At 36.0% G+C, this 24,042-nt stretch carries 16 protein-coding genes and 1 pseudogene; 5 read left to right on the plus strand and 12 right to left on the minus strand.

All coding sequences use genetic code 11. The features are described from left to right. The first annotated feature begins 575 nt into the window (after window positions 1-575). On the plus strand, window positions 576-2,165 hold the full coding sequence (locus tag RINTHH_RS02855) for a glucose-6-phosphate isomerase (protein ID WP_008232649.1): 1,590 nt from the start codon (window positions 576-578) through the stop codon (window positions 2,163-2,165). Between the two features lie 578 nt (window positions 2,166-2,743). On the opposite strand, the gene RINTHH_RS02860 is transcribed toward RINTHH_RS02855, so the two are convergent. The 5 genes from RINTHH_RS02860 to RINTHH_RS02875 form a co-directional block, all read right to left on the minus strand. Continuing rightward, window positions 2,744-5,203 (minus strand): DUF3769 domain-containing protein, encoded by a 2,460-nt coding sequence (locus RINTHH_RS02860; RefSeq protein ID WP_044304447.1) that lies wholly within the window; start codon window positions 5,201-5,203, stop codon window positions 2,744-2,746. A gap of 214 nt (window positions 5,204-5,417) precedes the next feature. After that, window positions 5,418-5,534 (minus strand): photosystem II reaction center protein I, encoded by a 117-nt coding sequence (locus RINTHH_RS10340; protein WP_008228778.1) that lies wholly within the window; start codon window positions 5,532-5,534, stop codon window positions 5,418-5,420. A gap of 388 nt (window positions 5,535-5,922) precedes the next feature. Next, window positions 5,923-6,615: an acyltransferase gene (locus tag RINTHH_RS02865; protein ID WP_008232658.1), complete on the minus strand. Its 693-nt coding sequence runs from the start codon at window positions 6,613-6,615 to the stop codon at window positions 5,923-5,925. 457 nt (window positions 6,616-7,072) lie between these two features. After that, window positions 7,073-8,095: an AbrB family transcriptional regulator gene (locus tag RINTHH_RS02870; RefSeq protein ID WP_196794872.1), complete on the minus strand. Its 1,023-nt coding sequence runs from the start codon at window positions 8,093-8,095 to the stop codon at window positions 7,073-7,075. Window positions 8,096-9,538: 1,443 nt separating this feature from the next. Continuing rightward, the gene (locus RINTHH_RS02875; RefSeq protein ID WP_044304448.1) at window positions 9,539-10,240 is read right to left on the minus strand and encodes a diacylglycerol/polyprenol kinase family protein; all 702 of its coding nucleotides are present in this window, start codon (window positions 10,238-10,240) and stop codon (window positions 9,539-9,541) included. A gap of 55 nt (window positions 10,241-10,295) precedes the next feature. On the opposite strand from RINTHH_RS02875, the gene yidD reads away from it, so the two are divergent. After that, window positions 10,296-10,529, plus strand: coding sequence for a membrane protein insertion efficiency factor YidD (yidD, locus tag RINTHH_RS02880; RefSeq protein ID WP_008232670.1), 234 nt, complete (start codon window positions 10,296-10,298; stop codon window positions 10,527-10,529). Between the two features lie 85 nt (window positions 10,530-10,614). Here the strand turns inward: yidD and RINTHH_RS02885 are convergent, their stop codons facing one another. The 5 genes and pseudogenes from RINTHH_RS02885 to RINTHH_RS02900 all read right to left on the minus strand — a co-directional run bounded on the left by RINTHH_RS02885 (window position 10,615) and on the right by RINTHH_RS02900 (window position 16,552). After that, window positions 10,615-12,246, minus strand: a complete 1,632-nt coding sequence (locus tag RINTHH_RS02885) for an iron uptake porin (RefSeq protein WP_008232672.1) — start codon at window positions 12,244-12,246, stop codon at window positions 10,615-10,617. 1,224 nt (window positions 12,247-13,470) lie between these two features. After that, window positions 13,471-13,590, minus strand: a pseudogene (locus tag RINTHH_RS10655) (phosphate signaling complex protein PhoU); the annotation flags it as partial. A 264-nt stretch (window positions 13,591-13,854) separates the two neighbouring features. Continuing rightward, window positions 13,855-15,156, minus strand: a complete 1,302-nt coding sequence (locus RINTHH_RS02890) for a sensor histidine kinase (protein ID WP_008232676.1) — start codon at window positions 15,154-15,156, stop codon at window positions 13,855-13,857. A 41-nt stretch (window positions 15,157-15,197) separates the two neighbouring features. Then, on the minus strand, window positions 15,198-15,947 hold the full coding sequence (locus RINTHH_RS02895) for a winged helix-turn-helix domain-containing protein (RefSeq protein WP_044259059.1): 750 nt from the start codon (window positions 15,945-15,947) through the stop codon (window positions 15,198-15,200). Between the two features lie 386 nt (window positions 15,948-16,333). Continuing rightward, the gene (locus RINTHH_RS02900) at window positions 16,334-16,552 is read right to left on the minus strand and encodes a hypothetical protein (protein WP_008232679.1); all 219 of its coding nucleotides are present in this window, start codon (window positions 16,550-16,552) and stop codon (window positions 16,334-16,336) included. A gap of 404 nt (window positions 16,553-16,956) precedes the next feature. Between RINTHH_RS02900 and RINTHH_RS02905 the strand changes: the two genes are divergently transcribed. Beyond that, window positions 16,957-17,130, plus strand: a complete 174-nt coding sequence (locus tag RINTHH_RS02905) for a hypothetical protein (RefSeq protein WP_008232681.1) — start codon at window positions 16,957-16,959, stop codon at window positions 17,128-17,130. Between the two features lie 873 nt (window positions 17,131-18,003). Here the strand turns inward: RINTHH_RS02905 and aroA are convergent. Then, the gene (aroA, locus tag RINTHH_RS02910) at window positions 18,004-19,356 is read right to left on the minus strand and encodes a 3-phosphoshikimate 1-carboxyvinyltransferase (RefSeq protein ID WP_008232683.1); all 1,353 of its coding nucleotides are present in this window, start codon (window positions 19,354-19,356) and stop codon (window positions 18,004-18,006) included. Between the two features lie 544 nt (window positions 19,357-19,900). Between aroA and RINTHH_RS02915 the strand changes: the two genes are divergently transcribed. Continuing rightward, window positions 19,901-20,671 (plus strand): SDR family NAD(P)-dependent oxidoreductase, encoded by a 771-nt coding sequence (locus RINTHH_RS02915; RefSeq protein ID WP_008232688.1) that lies wholly within the window; start codon window positions 19,901-19,903, stop codon window positions 20,669-20,671. A 47-nt stretch (window positions 20,672-20,718) separates the two neighbouring features. Here the strand turns inward: RINTHH_RS02915 and infC are convergent, their stop codons facing one another. Continuing rightward, window positions 20,719-21,216: a translation initiation factor IF-3 gene (gene infC, locus RINTHH_RS02920; protein ID WP_081606216.1), complete on the minus strand. Its 498-nt coding sequence runs from the start codon at window positions 21,214-21,216 to the stop codon at window positions 20,719-20,721. 976 nt (window positions 21,217-22,192) lie between these two features. Between infC and RINTHH_RS02925 the strand changes: the two genes are divergently transcribed. Next, window positions 22,193-23,428 (plus strand): LL-diaminopimelate aminotransferase, encoded by a 1,236-nt coding sequence (locus RINTHH_RS02925; protein ID WP_008232691.1) that lies wholly within the window; start codon window positions 22,193-22,195, stop codon window positions 23,426-23,428. Window positions 23,429-24,042 lie beyond the last annotated feature (614 nt).

The following is a 24,042-nucleotide window of genomic DNA, read 5'->3' on the forward strand; positions in this document are numbered from 1 at the left end:
GTAAAATACCACAAGTAGAAATAAAAAACTACCAGTAAATTCTGAAGACTTACCAGCAGATCATGATGTAAAGTCCATATAGTATATATAGTGATTAACACAAATCTTGTATTAATCATCGAACAATATTATTTAACTATAGTGACTCCTGTAGTATGTATCTTGGATAACATGGTTATTGTCAGTGATGCTTGTTTTCCATCATAAACTTCTTGTCATGGCTCCCATTTTTTACTCTGCTCCAAATTGTGGCAGCTTGAAACTGGTTTGACTGTCGATTCTTAACAATTTTTATAGTTTTCTTAATTACTCCGAGTATATGTGTAGGGCTTTACTTCCTCTCTTCAATTTTTCATTGTGGAAATATTTTTTATCCCCATATTTTAGAGTTTGCGTATAACTATAGTAACGCTTAAATTTCAAGTCTGAAAAAGATAACCATGTTTAAATCCTTAAACTTCCTACTTTATGGAGGATAATTGAATCAATATAGAAAACTGTGTCTGAGGGACAGGGGGAAAAGCTATCCTTCGCTTAAACTTATTTGTGAAAATCACTCTACTTGATATTTCCTTATGGACGCTAAGGCACTTTGGCAAAGATACCAGCAATGGTTATATTTCCACGAAGGATTAGGTTTGTATTTGGATGTAAGCCGGATGCGCTTTGATGATGCCTTTGTGGAGGCATGCAGTCTGAAGTTTAAGCATGCTTTTACCCAGATGACAGAATTAGAGAACGGGGCACTGGCTAATCCGGATGAAAATCGTATGGTGGGCCACTACTGGCTACGAAACCCTGATTTAGCACCAACTCCAGAACTTACCCAAGAAATTGCCAATTGCATCGAGAAAATTGAAGCATTTGCCGAACAAGTCCACACCGGTGAAATACATCCACCCAAAGCACCTCTTTTTACCAATATTCTCTCTATTGGAATTGGTGGTTCAGCCCTCGGTCCACAATTTGTGTCTGAAGCCTTAGTTCCCAATAAGCCACCCTTAGCAATTCACTTTATTGATAATACTGATCCCACAGGTATAGATCGTACCCTTAGTTCTTTAGACGAAGACCTACATAGGACTTTAGTACTAGTGATTTCTAAATCAGGGGGAACTCCCGAACCCCGCAATGGAATGATGGAAGTTAAAAGGGTATTTGCTGAAAAAGATTTGGATTTTGCAAACAATGCTGTTGCCATTACGATGGCTGGTAGTAAATTAGACGATATTGCTACTAGAGAAAATTGGTTGGCCAAGTTCCCCATGTATGATTGGGTAGGTGGACGTACTTCAGAATTATCAACTGTTGGTTTAGTTCCTGCAGCTCTTCAGGGTATTGACATCCGTGCGATGCTCCGAGGGGCAAAGGATATGGATGAGGCAAACCGTATTCCGGAATTACATAATAATCCAGCAGCTTTACTGGCTTTATCTTGGTACTATGCAAGTAATGGCAAAGGCGAAAAGGACATGGTTATTCTGCCCTATAAGGATAGCTTGCTTCTATTCAGTCGGTATTTGCAACAGCTTGTTATGGAATCCTTAGGCAAAGAAAAAGATCTAGATGGAAATACCGTTTGTCAAGGTATTGCTGTTTATGGTAACAAGGGTTCCACGGACCAACATGCCTATGTTCAGCAATTACGGGAAGGTGTACCTAACTTCTTTGCTACTATAGTTGAAGTGTTAGAAGACCGTTGTGGAAAGTCTATGGAAGTTGAACCAGGAATTACTTCTGGAGATTATCTATCTGGCTTTCTTCAAGGAACTAGACAGGCTTTGTACGAAAACAATCGTGACTCGATTACACTGACGATTGCACAGGTAAGTCCTCGTACAGTAGGGGCCTTAATTGCCCTATACGAACGTGCAGTGGGCTTATATGCAAACTTAGTAAATATTAATGCTTATCATCAGCCAGGCGTAGAAGCAGGGAAAAAAGCAGCCGCGGCTATCCTAGAGTTGCAATCAAGTATAATGAAAGTACTGGAGAAGGAGAAGGTACCTATCTCGCTAGAACTATTAGCCCAAAAAGTTGGCATGCCAGAAAAAATTGAGTCCATGTATATGATTGTTCGCCATCTTCATGCTAATCAACGTGGAGTTGTACTAGAAGGAAATCTTGGTAAACCCTCTAGTTTGAAGGTTGCTATAAATTTTTAATCAGGCGCAGATTAGCAAACATTACACCTACACCTACTACCAAGAGAATATAATAGTCCCCAATTGGATTTAATACAGTCAGCTTATTACCCCAGTTAAAACATTCCCTCTCCTTAATGAGGAGAAGGGAAATGGGGAATAAAGCAATACTAGTAATAACCTCTCTGACAGTTCCTAAATGTATTTTTTGTTTTACCTTTTAAGATTTTTGAGAAATATTATTAATAGGATAGTACCGAAAACTGCAGGCATATTACTGCAAGTATTATTAAGATTAATTAGAAAAATCATAAAATTTTTTAGGTCTTTGATATTCTACCTGTTGTTAATTTCTTCCTATATCTCTAATTATTTTTCAAAACTCCACCAAGATATTTATATATACTTTATTTGGAAAGCCTGAAGTAGAAAAACTGCCCTATAAACAAGTGGTAGACTGTCATATCAATGAAAAGAATGAAAAGGTCGATTTATATCCTCAGTGCAATGTTTACTTACAAACTAATTCTCAGCCTTTAATTAAATCCCCTTTTGAAAAGGCACTAACTTCCCTTTCCGTCTATCCAATAGGTTTATGCCTAATCACTACGTTTTATCCCACCTATAACAGGTCTTACTTCTGAAGGAGCAAAAGGATTAGTTCCTCCATTCCAATTGAAGTCACTAACCCGAAAATTAACTGCACCTAGTCCTAGGACAGGATTATAACGAATAGTAACCCCATAAGTCCGCCGACTATATTCCAGGATGTAGTCAGTAGTGCTGCTTTCTCCAGTATTCAAGTTAATAGCAGTTTCAAAGCCAATACGTAAAGGGCCATATATCTGTTGAGTAACACCTAAACCTAATACTTTTTTATCAATATCGCGATCGAATAAAAATGGTGATACTCCACTATTTATACCTTGAGAAAAACTGATATTAAAACCTGTATAGTCAGAGAATAGTTTAGAGGAATAGCCAAACTGGCCTTGCAAGCCAATAGTTCCATTTATAGTGCTTTGCTTGTGACCATTACTGTATAAATTAGCAGTGGCAGTCACCCCTGTATATAATCTTATAAAGGGAACTACTGGATTCCGTGTATATTGTAATCCCTCTTTTGCCGTTGGTGGTAGTCCTTTCCCTTGCCATAATAATAGTCCTCCACTAAGAGCTGCACTACCTTGAAAATTTATCAGGGAAACTAGATTATTATTCCTGATTGTATTTAACAACTCTTGGCGATCAGTATCAGCTGTAACATATTGGGCTCCAGTTTGATAGCTTAAATTAAGACCTTTGCCTAAATGTATTACTGGGGACATTACTGTACTACCAATGCTACTTTGGATTGTTTGAAATCCCAAATTACTGTTAAAAATCCGTTCACGATAGTTGAATCCCATAGACAACTTATGGGGCTTTTGAAGGTTCCCAAACTTTCGCTGAAGACGGATATTAGCTCTTAATTTCTCCTGAATTTCTCCTGAATCAAAACTTGTAAGGGAACCATAACCTTCCAATATTGATCTTTGATCAAACTGAATATTTAGTTTACTTTTTAGCCCAAAGACAGAAGCAATACTGCTTGTTTTTTTTATAGCTTCTTGGGTGAAAAATTGTGGGGTTATATTCCACTGAGATGTTTCTTTATTCAGGATCTCAAATCGACGTTCTAAAAATAAGCCTCCCCTTTCATCTTCATCAAAACCGAAAGAAACTAAAATTGGTGTTACATTTCTTTCCCGATAGTCAATAGTTTGGGAGCTCTTAGGGATAGGCAAGCTCAAACCTTGATCGAAGACTAATTTTTGTCCCTGGGTCTTAATCTTGTTTTTCAAAGGAGACTTACGTGTGAGGGTAATTTTTTTTGCCCGCAATTCCAACTCTGGAGGTGAGAAAGGATCATTGGTTAGTTTTACATCTCTGGCATTCCAACCATGGGGATAGAAATCAATCCATGCAGCCTCAAATCGTATTTTATTAACTGTTCCCCCTTGTTTATATTTGGGCAAGTTACTAACATTATTTACACCGCCAATATTGAAATTAATAGCTCCAGGACTACTGGCTTTTAGGGGTTGTCTAACACGAATGCGATCACTAATTGGTTCGACAATTCTCCCTGTTGTTACATCAGTAGCCAAAAAGGAAAAATCCTTACCAACTGTGGGTATAAATATTTCCCCCCTACCATTTTGCAGTTTTCCTCGGTCTTGAATAAATTTATAGGTAAACTTATCTGCCCTAAGTAACTGATTACCCCTTGCCAAAGACACATTCCCTTCTCCCGTGGCGATGAAATCACCCAAGTTTACTTGTAGGTGATCAGCAGCCAGTATTGATCCATTAAATCGGACAATTACCTTACCTTTGGCAGTGATTATACGTCTTGGCTCATCATACTCCTGACGATCAGAAGTCACTTCTATAAACAGTCTGGTGGGCAGAGACAAATTCCCTGATTTTCCTTTTTGTGGATTATTTAGTGAATTATATGTAGTTTTCCGGGTATGTGAAGTTTTTGATTGATTTGCTCGAGATATTGGCTGTCGGGATTTAAAATTTATAGTGCCTAGTCGTCCTTCAGCCATAGAGTTAAAGTTAATTCTTATAGGATTTTTGGTTGTAAGTGAATTTTTGAGATTGACAGTTATTGGTGGTGATTCCATAATTCTCGTATCTTCTAATGGCAGCATTTTCTTACTTTTGCTGAAACAGCCACAAGTAGTTACGAGGCTATAATCTACACATAAATGATTCCTTAAATTTTCTGCTTTTCCTAGCCTTATTGAAGAAGGAATCCCAGGTGTAAATATTTTCCGGGTGCTACTAGAAGTCGATAAACTTTTGTAGTTAGTAACCCCATTTATAGGAATATTGTCAGAAACCTGAAGAGACAAGGGACAATTATTTTTATTTCTATTTTTTGTATCAGTTGAAGAGTATTGGTTGTGATGGCCAATAATTTTATACCGATTAAGAGCTAGGTTTTGGCTGCCATTTGAAGTCCCCAGAACAAGGGGTACTAAGTATGGCAGAAACGCGTTGAGCATATTTCAGTACAATTAGTCAAGAGCATATAGCCAGACGAGCAGTCGGAAGGTAGAATAAATGAGATTTTGTTTTGCCTTCCGACAAGTTATTTCCCTAAGACGGTGATAGCTAATCCGTAGTTTTTCACTGTGTATCTATTTCTTCATTCCCAAGGCACTTATACCAGTAAATACTAGCCTGGTGGTAGCTGAGGGCTGAAAATATTATTGCCAATTACTCCAGGTCCTGGCGCCCAGGGTTGCGTGATGGATCACTAGACAAAAAACCAAAAATGAAAATACTGATAAAGAAGGCAACGACGATATAAACTACTACCTTTAAAGTCAACATGGGAATACTCCAGTTGTATGTATAATAATGACTTCCATCTTTACAATACAAGAAAAAGAGAACTTGTCTGACTTTACTTAATATTGTTAATTTTTTGATACCCTATGTTAGCAGTTTAGTATTGACCTTTAGCATTAGCTATCATTAATGACTTAGAAATATTCCTGGTTAGAAATAATTTAGCTATTTACCCCTTAAAAATTATAAATGAGTAAATGCTTGATAAGCATAAGGCTAGAAAAGTTAAATATTCCTATCCCAAATATTTTCAAGGATGGCAGTTTCAATGAAAAATAATTATCACTAAAATAATTTTCTAAAAGTCAAGGTTTTCTTTTCCCTGCCCAATATCAGGCAACTATAAGCCAGAAAACTACCTCATATCTAACTAATTACAGGATAATACTTCCTGATTTTTCCTACTCTTAATAACTTTTGCAGGAACTCCCACAGCAATGGAAAAAGCAGGGACACTTTTTGTTACTACTGCTCCCGCACCAATAATACTTCCTCTACCAATTGTTACACCATCTAATACAGTAACTCCATGACCTAACCAGCAATCATCTTCAATTACAATTCCCTTACGAGTAACACCTTGGTCTTTGATAGCTATAGACAAATTATCAAATTTGTGATTGTTAGCAATGATGCCTGTATGGGCAGCGATTAAACAACGTTCACCAATTTTTATGTCTCCAGGACCACCAATACAAACATTAGGACCGATGAAGGTTTCCTGGCCAATATGTATATTGGTATTATCCAGAAAACCAATTTCTACATTACGTTCAATCGCGACCTTATTTCCCAAACACAGGCGATTATTTCTGTGCCCACGTGCATCTAAACGTGCCCCCTTGAAAATATATACACCATTACCGATTTCTATGGAGTGAGTACCAAATAAATCAACATTATGCTCAATAAATACTTTATGGGGAAATCGAGGAAAAAGTAAGCGGTATGTTAATTTTCTAACCTTTGGTCCACAAAGAATGGATGGCATCCATCCAAATAAATTAGTTAACAAAAATTCTGGTAATCGCTCTAGCTTTTTCAAAAATAGTTGCTGATTCATGCAGAAATGCTTCTCACTTAAAAATGAGCCTGATCTGATTCCTTTTGTTATGTGATATGTTATTATGCCCTGCTGATAACTTTGAGTTTATATGTAAACTATTTCATAACAAAAATATGAAATAGTTCTGCTAATTTGGAAGTAGATCTTTTACAATCAAAAGCATAAATTTATAGCCTACTAGTTAATAGGCTCTATTCAATTCAATTAATTTGTTCTATCAAATAAGAAATCTATAGTAACATCAAACAATTATCCAACTCCTAAAATGATACTAGCCTAAGATAGTTTAACAATAAATAAAAGTGCATTATGAGTAAGATAACCTTCCAGAAAATTATGGTATTAGACGTTTCTTATCTAATATTTCAATTGTTCAAACTTGTATGCTCAAGAGTATGTGCATTTGTAAAAACAAACTGTCACTATATTTACTAGATAAACAACTAAGTTAGAATTAATTTATTCTGGGCCCAGAATAATTGTCGATGCAACGGAATAAAAAAATCCATAATGGAAGAAAAGCATTGATTATAATCAAACGCACCAGGTGACCTGCTGTTATAATATCCACGTTATGATTTAATCCTAAGGCAACTAAGATTATCTCTGCTGATCCCCCTGGTGCGGTTACTAGCAGACAGGTTAGCCAATCCCAGGATGTCAGGTACATTGCCAATAAACTAGAGACAATCCCTGCGCTTAGAGTCAAAATAACGCAGATGAAGGCATAAGTGATGTTCTTTCTACCAAATTGAAAATTATGTCCCCAGTATTCGCCAATATTAATTCCTAGTAGCAATTGGCTAATCAACTGGATGAAGCTAGGTGGAGTGAATTCAATATAATCTACAAACGGTAATGAATTAAGAGTAGTATTAAATAAGATTGCAACTAGTAAAGGTCCAAAGAAATCACTTGCTGGTATTTTAAATAAACGTGCTACATATGCACAAATTACCGCTACTATCAGCAGTAATCCTAACAGCCCTAAGTTATCAGCCTGTATACTATAATAGTTAATATTTTGTGGAATTGGCAAGTCAAGAAAACTGCTACTATAGACTCGGGCAAGCAAGGGAATTAAGATTATTACAGATGTAACTCGAACTGTTTGTGTAAAGGTAACCAGACCTACATTCCTATTATAATCTGCAGCTATTGCAGCCATTAATCCCACTCCACCAGGTACAGTGGCAAGTATTGCTGTCAGGATATTGATTTTGCTCAGACGAGAATAGATGTAACCAATTGCAGTACTGCATAGTAGCAAGAATACAGTTAAAAATACAAAAATAGGTATGCTGGTGTATATATTTTTTGACAGGTCACCATGAATACTCGCAAAACCAGTTGTAATACCCACTAAAACCAAGCCAATTTTCCTAGAAAGGTGATTTGGCTGTGGATTATGAAACAATAGGTGGCTAAACTGTAATACCACATTACCAGACACAGCACCACCGATAAACCAAGCCATACGTCCTATATAGAAGTGATATAGAATAACACCTAAGGGAATTGCTATTATGAGCTCTAAAGAAAGAAGGAAAACAAGTTTGCTAAAAGCAGAGTATTGACAAAGCCTATTCCTTATTAGTAAATAACCAATGATGCTGGAAAGCATTTATGCAAACTTATGAATTTTATTTAACAATGCGTATAATCTATTACATAACTATCCTAAACAGATTGTGAATAGCCTGAGCATACTTCATTCAGCGAAAAAATGCTTAGGCAAAATTCACTGGTTTAAAGTACAATAATTATATTGTGAAATTTTAAACTAGTAGTTAGGACTTTTTATGATTTTCTGCATCCTCATTTAATTTCTGAGTCCAAATCACAAATCTTCAATTTAATTAAAGCCGGGATATTTTTCAGGAATGTTTGACTCTAAACATAACCTCTTTGAAGATTTTAAGCGATTAATTAGGAATATCAAAGAATAATATCATCAATCATATTACTGAAATACTGCTCCATTTAAGTCTCAAATCAACATCTATCATAATACCCTTCAAAATAATTAGGGTAGTCAAATCCTGAATTTTTCAGCGTATTTTTCAGAATTGGCACTATAAAATAATTGTCCTATTTATTCCAAGGTCATTTACCATGATGACAGTCTCCGTATCAATTTATGATTTTTTGTATTTTCCCATTCCTTGATTCCCTGCATAGAATATTACACCACACATACATATATAAACTCTCTATATCTTACTTCTTCGTTAATTACCCATAATGGAAAAAGTAATTTTATTACATTGCAAAAAACAAGTTTTTGATTTTGGAGTCTTTCTCTAAAATCGCTAGGAACCCAACAATAAAAAAATGTTTTTATTGGACAAAATATACATTTAGTGTTTAGATAGGTAAAGGGTGTTTATAAACTAAAAAAATAATACATTCCTATTTATTTTACCTGGGGGTGTGGCGGAATGGTAGACGCTACGGACTTAATTTATTTGAGCCTTAGAGGAGAAATCCTGTAAGTGTAAGCTCTCAAACTCAGGGAAACCTAAATCTGGCGTCAGACAGGGCAATCCTGAGCCAAGTCTTGTTGACTACTTGTAGAACTTTGCCTTCTAATTGCGATAATTCAGATGGTAAATAACAGAAGAGTTAACAAGAAAGGTGCAGAGACTCGACGGGAGCCGCCCTAACGTAAAGCCGAGGGTGAAGAGAGAGTCCAATTCTCAAAACCTAATGTCTATAAAAGACATAATTAGGTAGCAGTGAAAGCTGTAAGGGAATGAAAATCCGTTGACCTTAAACGGTCGTGAGGGTTCAAGTCCCTCTACCCCCATTCGTTACTGTACTTGTTTAATGTATGGTCAGTATGTAATCCCAATTTAAGTTTGTTTATGTTTAGAAGCTCATTATGTTTAACCTCAGTGACAGCTTCTTAGCTCCACTGCTACACTAATATTTTAGTTAGTGCAAAAGCTATAGTCGCAGTACCCAAGGGTACAGTTAGGTTATCGATGCCTAAGAACGAGAGGCTTTCTAGTGCAGTAGCTATTAATGCTACTACCACAGATATCATCCAAATCTGCCATAAATTACCCTGTACTGTAATTAATATCAGTGAAGCAACTATCCAACTAGTAAGACACATAGCGAGAGAACCCTCCCAACTTTTTTCTCTCCCTAGTGTTTTGTACTTATGTTTACCGAAACGTTGGCCAACTAAGGCTGCCAACCCATCCCCCCATGTCATCACCATGACTCCTAAAACTGCGTATTGGGGCTCATGTAAATGCCAAAAATAAGTAATTAGGATGCCAATACTAGCAGCATAAAAAAAAGTACCTAAACTTTTTCTTCCTACACTGTTAATCCCTGGAATAATGGGTAACTTATAAGATAACAAAGTCACAATGCAGGCACAAATTGATGCTGTTATACCCACACCAGAAGGGATATTTAACCACCAGGCAATTAGAATAACATGACCTGTACCAATATGAACTATTTTGCGAATAACTTCTGAGTTAGCAGAAGTGAAATAGCTTACACACCATGCGACTAAGATGACAAGTAACATCCATAACCCAATGCTACAAGTTTGCAACCACAATGACAGGAGAGATCCCAATTGAGGAAATAGACTCAGCAATTACCATTCCATATTACTAAACTTTCCTACACTTTATCCGATTTGGTTGATAGCAATGAAATTATTATTAATTTGGTTAATTCAATTTTACCGAACCTTTATTTCTCCTTTATTCCCACCAAGTTGTCGCTTTGAACCAACTTGCTCCATGTATGCAATCCAAGCTATTGAAAAATTAGGTATATGCCATGGTGGATGGCTAGCCATATGTCGTATTTCTCGATGTCATCCTTTTCATCCTGGTGGCTATGACCCGGTTCCACTAGCCCCAAGGAAAACTGATAAATGAATGGCCTACATTCATTTATCAGTTTTCTTGATATTAAAAAGCCCACCTTATTAGTGGGCCTTTTAGATTCTAACAAGTTCTCAAACTAAAACTTGAGTGTTGTACGAACAGTACCTACATATATGGTATTGTTCTCATTGCTATGTTCGGGATTGAAGATTACAACCATACCAGGAGTCACAACAACGCTATTGGAAATCTTCATTTTATACAAACCTTCTAAGTGGAAGGAAGTATCATTATCTTCACGAGTGGCAATGGAGTTATCATTAACTTTGGGTGACTGACCAACAATCACACCTAAAACATTACCTGTTCCTCCAATATCTTTAATACCCACGTTGGCAGACCAGTAAAAAATATCAGCATCTGCACCCTTCTTGTCTACCCCACCAGATTCTGCCTCAGCATCAGTTAGACCAGCCCAACCACTCACAATAACTTTATCAGTAGCCCTGAAGGATGCCTGAAGACCATAGTTGTTAGAAGTGGTAGCAACATCATCAAATGGCTTAGAAGCAAATCCACTACCAACACCACCTGTCAAGTCTACTTGATCTCCACTCTGATAGGCACGCGAGTATACAAGACCTATACCTAGTTTTCGATCAGGCTTGAATGAAAGCTGGGCTAAGGAAGTATTAGAACCATCGAACATACCTTTACCATCAGCAGGGTTGGAGCTATTATTTCCAGGTACCATATAGGCAGCATCAAAGCTAATATTACCCTTAGGGTTAAAGTTAACGGTAACACCAGCACCCCCACTATTAGGAAGATAAACGGGACTGAAACGCCCGAAGCGAGAAATAGCGCCAGAACTTCCGCTACTCCAAAGAGGATTAAAGACGTTGACATTATCGGCAACTGATGCACCTGTAGCTTCAAGCTTGATACGAATACTGTCACTCATGTTAAAAGCGTAATTAAACTTATCAAGCTCAACATTATTATTATCATTGCTGTCAAAGCCTAAACGTGTCATGCTTGTGCCAGTTGCACTAGGCCCAAACTTAGTTATGTTACCCGTATTCAAACGGGTTTCCAAGCGATCTGTACCATTGAAACTGGTTAATAACTTTAGGCGCAACCGATTAGAAAAAGCAACATTATCTTCTAATTTAGGATTATTAGTAGGATCATTATCAGTATCAGCCCCACCATCGCCAAATGCACTAGATAAAGCGAAAATTGCTTCCCCTTTTAGCTTTGTAGTAGTGGAAAAACGGTTTGCTTCTAACTCAGCAGTACGCGCCTCTAAAGAGGCCACTCGGCCGCGTATAGTTGCTAGCTCAGCGGAAAACTCCTCTTGTAATCTTTGTAGGGTGGCTAAGTCCTCCTTAGTAACAAGGTCAGCAGTAGTAGTGGCAATTAGCTCATTAACCCTATCCAGACAGGCATTTAAACCAGCAGCAAACTCGTAACGGTTTAAGGTATCTTCTCCACGGTACCTGCTGTTGGGATAACCAGAAATGCACCCATAACGTTCAACTAAAGACTGAAGTGCCTGGAATGCCCAATCTGTAGGCTCCACATCTGAAAACTGTGATACTGAGGTAACTTGACCTATCCCTGTAGAAAATTCCTGGGATAGTTGGGATGTTGAGTCAATTTCCCCAGCGACAGCAGGATTAGTTGTCCCGAAGACAGCTGCTAGAACAATAGGGCTGACTCTCAATGCGTTCAATACTAATTTAGTTATTAATAGTTGAGCCATTTTCTAATCTCACTCACACCAGTTTGTGTATATTTCAAATTCTACCACTTATTGCCTAATTTCTTAGTCAGAGTAACTACTGATTAGATTTGGGGAGAAACCTGCTAAAAAACCAAGCTACCAGTACATAATTTCATGCTAATTTTGCAGACTATGATTCAGATATTTAGGTGTTTATAACTTAATTAACTGACATACACGACAAGGCATAATAAGGAAATCATCTTGGTATACAACTAATGCAATAAAATATTGTATCTGGACTCTAAATTTGGGAGTTGCTTAAGTCAAAAGCCAAATGTGTTATTACCACCCTAAATTAGAGCCTGTATCACCTATTATTTTTATTCATTTCATATTCCATAGACTAATATCAGTGGATGGAAAACTGATAAATTCTTTCCTTGTTTATAAGGTAAGATGTGGCAATAGAGATATTTTCAGACCACCCATAAATATGAGAGATGACAATAATGTGACTGAACCAAATTTATATTACACTGCCATGAAAGAGAAAGAAAAGTTGTGTTTGAACTTCATCCAATTCATTTTACTCAATGATTATTTTCCTCTTATCAAGGGTTTTTACAGCCGAAGAATTCAAAGTTTATATACTTTATATCCCTTCATCACCATCAACTTCATTGCCATCAATCAATAGTAAAAAAATCACTGCATTTTACGCTTATGAGTTTTATCTCCTAACATAAACTCAATCCACCAGAAAGGCTAAAATATAACATATCTCCAGGGCATATTCGCTCCATACAAATATGAGTTTTAGTCTCAGAAGTTTAAGAAAACTATAGTTAAGTATATTAATTAATTGAAGGGTCTCTATTTATGTATACTTAAAATTAAGTCAAACTTGATAATTTTTTTAACAGACAAAAAATATATGGTATTCGTAGCCACATTGTTACCAGGATACCAGTCCAAAATACATAGGGGTTTATGTTGCATTAATTTGTATAAAAATGCCTATCAAAAAAACACTTATTTTGTAAAACCACAGAAAAACATTCACTAATACGGGCAAGGTGTAATTTGTCTGTTTTTAATTTATCCTACGATAGATGTCCTAGCAACTTTTAAAATAATTGATGCTTAAAGTTAACTAAACCGAGGCAATATAATTTCTTCCCTAGCTATTACACTTTTACCTTATTCCGAAGAAGTTTGGATACCAGGTTTACCATATTAATGCAATTTACCACAAATATCCTAACACGTAACTATAGATACTACTCTTTCAACTATATTGGCTGCATGGTCTGCCATTTTTTCTAAACAGCGAATTGCTAACCCTAACAACAAAATCAGTTCCCCCACTCCTTGCACATTTTTCCGGGAAGCAATGTCATAATTGAAGCATAATCAAACTCTATTTATAAAAGCCATCTATTTAGTTGTTCAGCTGCTTGCAGATAACGGTCACAAAAAGCCCTATGAGGTGAAATGAGCATTTTACTAATGCTCCCATCCGTAAAATTTCTTGCTCTATAGCTTGAATTTTTCTGGTTAACTGTGGCATGCTACTTTTATAAAGTTTTTATAAAGTAATGATTTTAAATCATCTGTTTCAAACATAAATCATTAAATATATTTCTAGGTCTCAGGATTTGCTATCCTTGCAGGAAGGATAAGTTGTAACCTGGCACCTCCGGTATGAGTGTCATTTAGAGCTTTAATAGAACCTCCATGAGCCATGATAATCTGTTGTACAATTGCTAGCCCCAGACCACTACCCTCTATTAATTCAACCCTAGTCTCATCTTCTGAGCAGTAACGAATTCGTGATTGATCCCCCCTAAAAAATCTGTCGAAAACATTAGGTAAATCTGTTTCTGCAAATCCTCTTCCAGCATCAATAATATTGATGCTTAGCCATCGCCCTTCATCTGTGATTATAGTCTCTGTTTTCAATTTAATAGTTCCTCCATCAGGGCTATATTTAATAGCATTATCCAGTAAATTGAGAAATACTTGATACATTCGAGACTTATCTGCATGGATTAGCATATTATCCCCACCAGTCTCGGATATTTGTATGTGTCGTCCCTGTGCTATTGCTTCTAGAGTTTCCCAAACTTCTAAGACTAGAGAACGCAATTCTATAGGTTGACAATTCAAGTCCATACTAGGTTTGGTTTCCAACTGGGACAAATCTAAGCATCGTTGTACTAAGTGAATCAGGCGATCTACTTCTCGTAATAATCGATTTACTAAACCACTAAGTGGTGATTCCAGACGATTTTGCAACGTTTCCACAACCAAACGGATAGAAGTCAGAGGAGTTCTCAACTCATGGGCTAAATCTGAAAAAACGCGATCACGCTCTTTGCTTATATCTAAAAGTGATTGTCGATTTTCAATAAAAACAACCACTTCTCCATTCGCCAAGGGAAAACTCGACGCTCTTACCAGCAAAGATTTTACTTTGGAGATAGTTAGGGCACAATCAAGGGATGGATAATATACCCATTCACTAACTTGTGGTTGTTGATAGCTACGGGTTTGCTCAATGAGCTGATCTAGTTCATAGGAATTTACCAACTTCTTAAGTAATAACTTTACTTGTCCTGGTTGCCATCTTTGTAAACTGAGGAGTTGCCTGGCTTGTTGATTGCACCACTTCAGTTGATTGTCCCTATTTACATGCAAAAATGCCGTGGGTGCTAAATCTAATAGCTCTTGTTGATCGCGCAATTTTGCATGTAACTCTAATTTTTCCTGTTCTAGTAACTCAATATGACCTTGTAATTGTGGAATTATAGGCAGATCGGACTTAGAATAACCATGTGATATGTCCTGCGGCATTTTTCCAAAAAAATACTCTGTACAAAACTTTTGCCACATCCATAATCCCAGACCTATGGCCAACCCAGTTAAAAATAAAATTAGCTGCATTACAGTAGCTAGTTACTATCCAACAAGTAACATACTGACAACTATCCAAATCTATAACCAAACCCACGTATAGTCACTATATATTCTGGATGACTGGGGTCTAATTCTAACTTCTCTCGCAGCCAGCGAATATGAACATCAACAGTTTTACTATCTCCTACAAAATCAGGTCCCCATACTTGATCTAATAATTGTTCTCGTGACCACACTCTGCGGGTATAACTCATGAACAATTCCAATAAACGAAACTCTTTAGGCGATAAATTTACTTCTTTACTCCGCACTAATACTCGGCATTCACGAGGATACATGATAATGTCTTTATATTCCAGGGCTGGCTCCGGTGAAGTAGCAAAACGTTGGCGACGGATTAAAGCACGGCATCTTGCGACTAATTCTCTCATACTAAAAGGTTTAGTTAGATAGTCATCAGCCCCTACCTCTAATCCCAATACCCTATCAGTTTCACTACCCTTAGCACTTAAAATCAAAATTGGGATGGAATTACCTTGATACCGCAACAGACGACAAATATCTAAACCATTAATTTGCGGCAACATCAAATCAAGAACTAGCAGGTCAAATGTAGTTTCTCCCGAATTTGATCCCGAACTGGTTAGATATTCTAAAACTGTGCAACCATCAGTAACTGCGGTTGCTTCATAGCCTTCCTCTTCCAAAGCCAGGACAATCATATCCTTGATGAGTTCCTCATCTTCTACTACCATAATTCGATTAGTAACTTTGATATTACCTTTAGCACTATAATGAAATGCCTCACTGGTATGCATTTGGTGTGGGGATGACATTGTGATTTCTTGTATAAAAACAATTCTCTAACTGTCTCATACCATATCTAAGACGTTTCCCAAGGAAAATTTCGCTAGTATTTTAAGATAAAGAACTCAGGGTAAAAAATGTTTGAGATTAAGGCTCGTAACAAGTTAACACAATTATCGTTTTCCTAGGTTGACCAAGCTTTGCTCGTAATCACGATCTTTTACTAAAAATTGAGACTATTGGTAGTTTCTAAAAACCAGAACCTTGGGAAAACATGAATGCTGACCAAGAAGTATGTTGATATAACATACTTCTTGTAATATTTAGGAGCTAGATACCCCCAAGATAATTATTTAAGCACCTAAAACTCAGAAAAAAGACTGCTAATTATAATTTGTCAGTCAATAGAAATAGATTGTGGGTTGCCAGCCTTGCCACTATATTTAGTATTACTAGAAGAATTACTACTGTTTGTACAAGTCTGTTGGGTAAGCCAACTGTGAATAGGATCATCAGTTAACTTGAGTTTTAATGCACCGGAAACAAAACCACCCATAAAAGAAACGGGGTTATTGGCCAATTCCCTAAATATTGGTGTTAGTTCATTGATAAACATCAGCTATTTCCTGCCACTTCAAAAATGATAAATTATTATTTGATCGTAACCCTTTTAGCAATATATGAATCCTAAATTTCACCAGTATTAAGTATTAAGTCTCAAAATTTTCAACCTCTTAGCTGATTGCATAATTACCTATGCAATTTATATAGCTTTACCTTCTCTTTAAATTGATTGTTTAACATCGTTAACATATATTAACACTCAAAATTTAATACCTTATTTGATTGTCAAAGGGAGTTTTTATGTTATTGGATAAGAGTCCAGATCGTAATACTGTATCCTTCCCATTAGTTTTAACCGGTACTCTTGGTTAGAACTGGCTGGAAATTGACTTCCCCGTAACAATAGTAATGGTGATATTTCTATCACTGAGGTTTGCGAATAAAGCCCGAGATCTTATGCTGCAATCCATTGGCATAGACCCATCAGAAGTTATATATAATGGGAATCAAATCACCAATGCATCAGATAAAACGCTAGGATACATTGAAGCTAATGGATTAGACCCATTTCGTCGTATAATATCAAATATCATTCGTGTTTGTTGGAGAGCCCCAAATAGAGGATGGTGATGCTAATTTTTTCCCAAAGGCAGAACATATTAAAACAAGTGTTAACTATAGCATCTTGTCTGCTAGATTCTATCTCTCCTTACGCTTAGTTGTATATATCTAGTACCTGTATTGACGCAAAACTAAAAAATAAGGGTTTATGGTCTACTGATATCAGTACATCTGGAATTATAATTCCAGATCCGAGCAATGTAAGTTCAATTACAGATAAATATTATATTTATGCAAAATTATTTCGTCTATTGATCACTCGCTTCAGTTAAAATAGACAAATGAGAAACTTCAAAGGCTTTATCTACGAAAAGTCGGCATTTTCGTAGATAATTAATAATTGTAAAATCACAAATTTCAGCCGTTTTATACAAGTCAAAAAAGAAGGGTCTAAAGTATGTCTACAAATATTAACAGAGAGGTTACTTTTTGTACCTAATTAACTAGAAAATATTAATAACTACTATAGTTTAGACATACTATAAAACTAACATTTTGTACCGGCTCCAATGGATTGCAATTATCCTAATACAGAATATAGAGACATTAAGAATCTCTTAATAGAATATAAAATAACCCTACAATTGGTTAGCAGGAAGAAATAACAGGAATAGTCCAGAGTAGTGTTGAAGCAAAATATGATTTACATGTTAATTATGGCCAGCAATTTAATAAAACAGATCATTGCTAATACCTATTTCCTATAGTCCAATACCAATTGGATGTTCTTCATTATCTCCACTAACTAAGTCACTAATAGATGATTACCTACTAATAAATTTAATATGGTTATTTATCTATCTAGAAGTATCTAAAGTAAAATATAGTAATCATACAAAAGTTAAGTTAAGTAGTAATATGGGTTGCCTATTTTTTATCCCCTTATTGAATAACAACTTGCTGCAAGGTACTGACAAAATCTGGATAAGAAATATTAGTAGCTTCTGCCCGATGTATAGTAGTCCTCCCCTTGGCATTAAGGGCAGCAACTGCCAGACTCATAGTAATGCGATGGTCTGTGTAACTGTCTAAATCTGCTCCCCTTAAGGGGATACCACCAGTAATTTCCATTCCATCGTCTAATTCAGTAATTTTTGCTCCCATTTGCTTTAGTTCCTTGACCATTACCATAATACGGTCACTTTCTTTTACACGTAATTCATAAGCATCCTTAATTACAGTCTTCCCCTTTGCAAATACTGCTGCAACAGCTAGCACTGGAATCTCATCAATTAGCCTAGGTATCATATCTCCAGCAATTACACAGCCTTTTAGGTGGCTATGGAATACTCTTAAGTCAGCAACTGGCTCCTCTCCGACCTCTCGCTCATTTTCTCTAGTAATCTTTGCTTCCATCATTTCTAGAGCTTCTAAAACTCCAGTGCGAGTAGGGTTAACACCAACATTCTTAATTAGGATATCTGAACCAGGTACAATTGAACCTGCTACTAACCAGAATGCAGCAGAACTAATATCCCCAGGCACAATCACTTTTTGCCCATATAGTCTAGTTCTACCGTTTAGAGTAACACTCCTAGCTTCAGGATCAACAGTGAGTTCGGCCCCAAATGCCTTTAACATCCTTTCACTATGATCCCGAGATAGTGCCGGTTCAGTCACAATTGTTTTACCTTCTGTCATCAGACTTGCTAGAAGAATACAAGATTTAACCTGTGCTGATGCAATTGGGGAATGGTAGCAGATGGATGTCAGGGATTTGCCACGAACTGCTAAAGGTGCCAGAGAATTTTCCCCACGCCCCCAAATTTCTGCCCCCATCTGTTGCAAGGGTTGGATAACTCGGGACATGGGGCGAGCTCTGAGGGAAGTGTCCCCTGTAACTGTAAAAAACTTATCTGAATGGGATGCTAATAATCCCAATATTAATCGTAGGGTAGTACCAGAATTTCCAGCATTTAATACGTCTACTGGTTCTCGCAAATTACCCAATCCAATACCTTTTATCCTAACTGATATTGTATTCAATTCGGAAATTTTAGCTCCCATAGCTTGGAAGCAACTAGCAGTGCTATAGGGGTCTTCTCCCAATAACAGCCCTTGTATCTCTGTTTCCCCATAAGCAATTGATCCTAGTATTAAAGCACGATGGGATATAGATTTATCTCCCGGTATTTGAATTACTCCTTGCAAGGAAATACCTGAAGGAGGTTTTTGAATAATTAGGTCTTGAGAAAAGTTTTCTTTCGTTTCTAAAGTAATAAAGGAAAGAGACATTATAAACAACTCACTGGTAAATATAGCGATAATCCCAGAGTTTTAATAGCTATACAAGTCAATGAGCAGAAAAATATAACTTCGGCTACTTCAAAACTTGCTGACAATAGTTTTTATTTCTTGTATTACTTCTAATGTCACATATAAATATAAACTTAAATGTACTGTGTCTATAGTTTCTTCTGATAGACTGATGTGATTGATTATAGAAATAGCTAAAGTAAGAGAGTAATTATTTCAAGCTTAGCAGACTAGCAAAAAGTTTTACAACTCTAAAATATAGGATTAAGTATGTCTGAAAGTATTCCAATGACAATATATGCGGGATTATCTAGAGTCCAAGAGATCAAAGTCTTTATCCCCTAATAAAATGGCAGAGGTGTTAGATTTACTTAAAAGCAAAAGAATAAAAAAAGGAAAAAGAATAAAGCTTAAGAGTTTAGTTAGTCATAATATGGTTTTTGAGAGTACTATTTCCTGAGTAAAACCATATGTTTCAGTGATTACAGTTTATAGGAATGCAAATTTATAAATTATTTGAAAAATGTCTTTTTTTGATGAAATCCATTTAGGCAGTGCTTTAATTGTTGGTGCAGGTCAAGGTATTGGTCTAGGCTTCGTACAGAGACTACTACTAGAACCAAAAATTCTAAGAGTCTATGCTACATATCATCAAAAGGAACATGCAACTAGTTTGATTTCTCTTGCTCAACTTCATCCCAATCAACTGATTTGTTTTTATATGGATGTAACTGATGAAGCCCAGATAGAAAAATGTGCAAAAAAAATCAGTCAATATACGAAAGAACTCCACTTAGTTATCAATTGTGTGGGAGTTCTCCATGATACACAGTTGAAGCCAGAGAAGAGTTTAAGGCAGGCTAAACAAGAAAACTTACTGAAGTACTTCCAAATTAATAGTATTACTTCTATACTACTAGCTAAACACTTTTTACCCTTATTTATACACCAAGATTCCAGTATATTTGCCTGTATCTCTGCCAAGATAGGAAGTATAGGAGATAACAAACTGGGAGGATGGTATGGATATCGTGCTTCTAAGGCTGCACTGAATATGTTTATCAGGACTATAGCCATTGAGTATAGAAGGAAAAGCCCTAAAACTATTGTGGTATCATTACACCCAGGTACAACTAACACCCAGTTGTCCCTACCATTTCAAAAAAATGTGCTACCAGGCAAACTATTCTCCGTAGAATTCACAGTCACCCAATTAATTAATGTAATTGCACACTTAAAAGATGTTGACAGTGGGTGTTTTTTCTCTTGGGATGGAAGTAGATTGCCATGGTAGGACGAGAATTGATGAGAAATACCAATCCCCATTCCCATTAATTATATTTATGCAGGAACAAGCTGAAGAATTAGAGTTCTCTTGTCAAAAGACTGAACCTTACCAACTTCGCTGAGGTCTTTAATTACTCTTTCCAACAACTCGGTAGCGCGATCTCGATGTTGATGTTCTCTACCACGCAAGCGTACTTGAAACTTCACTGAATCACCCTTACCTAGCCATTCTAAAGCTCTATTGATACGCACACTATAATCAGAATCACCAACATTTGGGCGAAGTTTAACTTCCTTCATTGTCGGCTTTGAGGTTTGACGCTGACGTTTTTTCTGCTGATACAAATGTTTACCATAGTCTAAGATTTTGACTACTGGTATCTCCTTATTATCTGACACCACCACTAGGTCTAGACCAACTTCTTCAGCCAGTTTTAGAGCCTCACGGGTATCTGTCATACCACGATTATTATTTTCATGGTCGATGAGTAGCACCTTGGCAGACTTGATGCGATGGTTGATTAGTTGTTTAGTGGCTTGTTTAGTAACGATAACCGTTTCCTCTTTAAATTAAACTCAAGTAATACTAGGATAGCGTAAACGCTCAATAACCAGCTCTATCCGTATGGTTAAATTTGTATATACACATTATCTATACCCTATAAAATAGGGATAGATAATGGAACAGAAGTTCTAATTACCTTTACTAGATGCATATATTACAGCATATAAAGTTTGCTAGATGTACTATTGATTGTTCTGTTCATCATCATTGTAATATAGGTAAAGTTAAAAGATGAGTCTTACATTATAATTTCATAGCAATTCCATAAAAATATTTTGCCTGGACTATGTATATAATAACCTCATAGATACGTACACATTATTTATGAATTCACTAGCGATTATATTTTCAATTCAATATCATATATGAATTACATATGTTTTAATATTCTTAAGCTTTAGATTTATATGCATCAAATTGAAAAGCATGTGAAAAAATATTGAGTAGTTTTTGTTTTATCATCGATTAATTTTTATAAAAAAACATGGTATCAGCCTGAAATTTATCTTTTCTATATATTACGACATCTAGCAGATATTGAATAGAAATAATACATATATCTGCTTTTCGAGTGGCCTGAATTATCATGATTCTTTTATTTAGCAGACTCTCTTACTAATAGTCTACCCCTAAACCAAATACTTTAGATTAGTTATGAGGATTGCTTCTATATTACCATTACTTAATTTTTAGGTTTGAAAAAATTTACTGTATTTTCATGGCATTTGAAATCGAATTAGGATAAAGTTGGTGCTCACAAATATCAGCAATCATCATTTATCAATATCATAAATCAGTATTTCTATCACCCTACTATTTGATTTTATGATTAGTGGCACTAGTAGTAATGATTATGATGACTTTAGTCTTAGAATATTAAAAATTAGGAAAAAGTATTAATTACCCGATCTAAAATCCAAAATAATATAAGCTGTTTATCTATAGTGTTTGTAACAGCTTAATATGGCAACTATTAATGATAACTACCTAAAACTCAAAGCAGGCTACTTGTTTCCGGAAATTGCTCGTAGAGTTAATACTTTTACTCAATTGAACCCCAATGCCCCCATCATTAAACTTGGTATTGGTGATGTGACTGAACCGTTGCCAGAAGCTTGTCGTATAGCAATGATTCAGGCAGTGGAAGAGATGGGCAATCACTCCTCTTTCAGAGGTTATGGTCCAGAGCAAGGCTATACTTGGCTAAGAGAGAAGGTCGCTGCTCAGGATTTTCAACTACGGGGATGTGATATTGATGCATCAGAAATTTTTGTATCTGATGGTTCTAAATGCGATACAGGTAATATTCTTGATATTTTTGGTAAAAATAATACGGTTGCAGTAACGAACCCAGTTTATCCTGTGTATGTAGATACAAACGTTATGGCAGGCAATACTGGAGTTGGTAATGACGATGGTAGCTATGAGGGTCTAGTATATATACCAATAAGCACAGAAAATAACTTTACGCCAGCCATTCCTGCACAAAAAGTTGATTTAATTTATCTATGTTTCCCTAATAATCCGACAGGGGCAGTTGCAACTAAAGAAAACTTACAAGTCTGGGTAGATTATGCCAGGGCAAACGAATCAATTATATTTTTTGATGCTGCCTATGAGGCCTTTATTACTAATCCCACTATACCTCATTCTATATATGAAATTCCTGGAGCAAAGAATTGTGCTATTGAATTCCGTTCTTTTTCCAAGAATGCAGGGTTCACAGGAACTCGTTGTGCACTAACAATTGTACCTAAAGCCCTAAAAGTTAAGGCTGCTGATGATTCTTATGTGGAGTTATGGAAGCTGTGGAATCGCCGTCAATCAACTAAATTTAACGGTGTTTCCTACATTGTTCAAAGAGGTGCAGAAGCAGTTTATTCGGAAGCTGGAAAGGAACAAATTAAATTATTGGTTAACTTTTATCTAGAAAATGCTAGAATTATCCGGGAGAAACTTACTACTGCAGGGTTACAAGTATATGGGGGCATAAATGCACCTTATGTATGGGTTAAAACTCCTCATGGTTTATCTAGCTGGGATTTCTTTGATGAGCTGCTGCAAAATGTTAATGTGGTGGGCACACCCGGTTCTGGTTTTGGTTCCGCAGGTGAAGGTTATTTTCGTATTTCTGCATTCAATAGTAGAAGAAATGTAGAAGAGGCTATGAAACGGATTACTAATAAGTTTAAAGTTTAAGAGTTTGGGGTGGTTTTCCCACCCTTAAGACTAAGGTTAGGAAAACTCTTCTATGTCTTCATATCATTGTTGGTTAATAAAAGTTAAATTGGAATGTTGGTTTAAATATTTGTTATTAGTCAGGTTGGTTTTATAAAACTTTATAAAACCAACCTGACTAATAACAAATATGGCTTTATGCTTTCTATCATGAAAGTTTATAAAGTATTTACTATTCTTGTAATTATATCAATTATAAAAACCTTCTCATGTAAATGCCTTCTAACGAAAGTATTTACTGCAACGAAGATAGTGTTAAATTTACTGGGAATTCATGGAAACCAGAAGTTTGGTAAACATAAAATGGAAATGATATTAAATACGAGATATTCATTAAACTGAAAGAAATTCATGTAGGCAATAATCATAGTTGAGTATGAATACTTTTGATATTTCATTCCTAACAGTATCAACTAATGCATGAATCATGATTAAGTTTTGTTAAAAATTGTAAAAGCCATAAATACTTTAATATTTTAAAATTTTAGAAAAATCAAACCTAATATCTTGATTTAAACCTTGCAAAAAAAATTTTTAGGTTCAATAATTAGATTTCTAACTTTAATATCCATAGT

The sequence above is a fragment of the Richelia intracellularis HH01 genome (assembly GCF_000350105.1).
In the GTDB taxonomy this organism is placed as follows: domain Bacteria; phylum Cyanobacteriota; class Cyanobacteriia; order Cyanobacteriales; family Nostocaceae; genus Richelia; species Richelia intracellularis.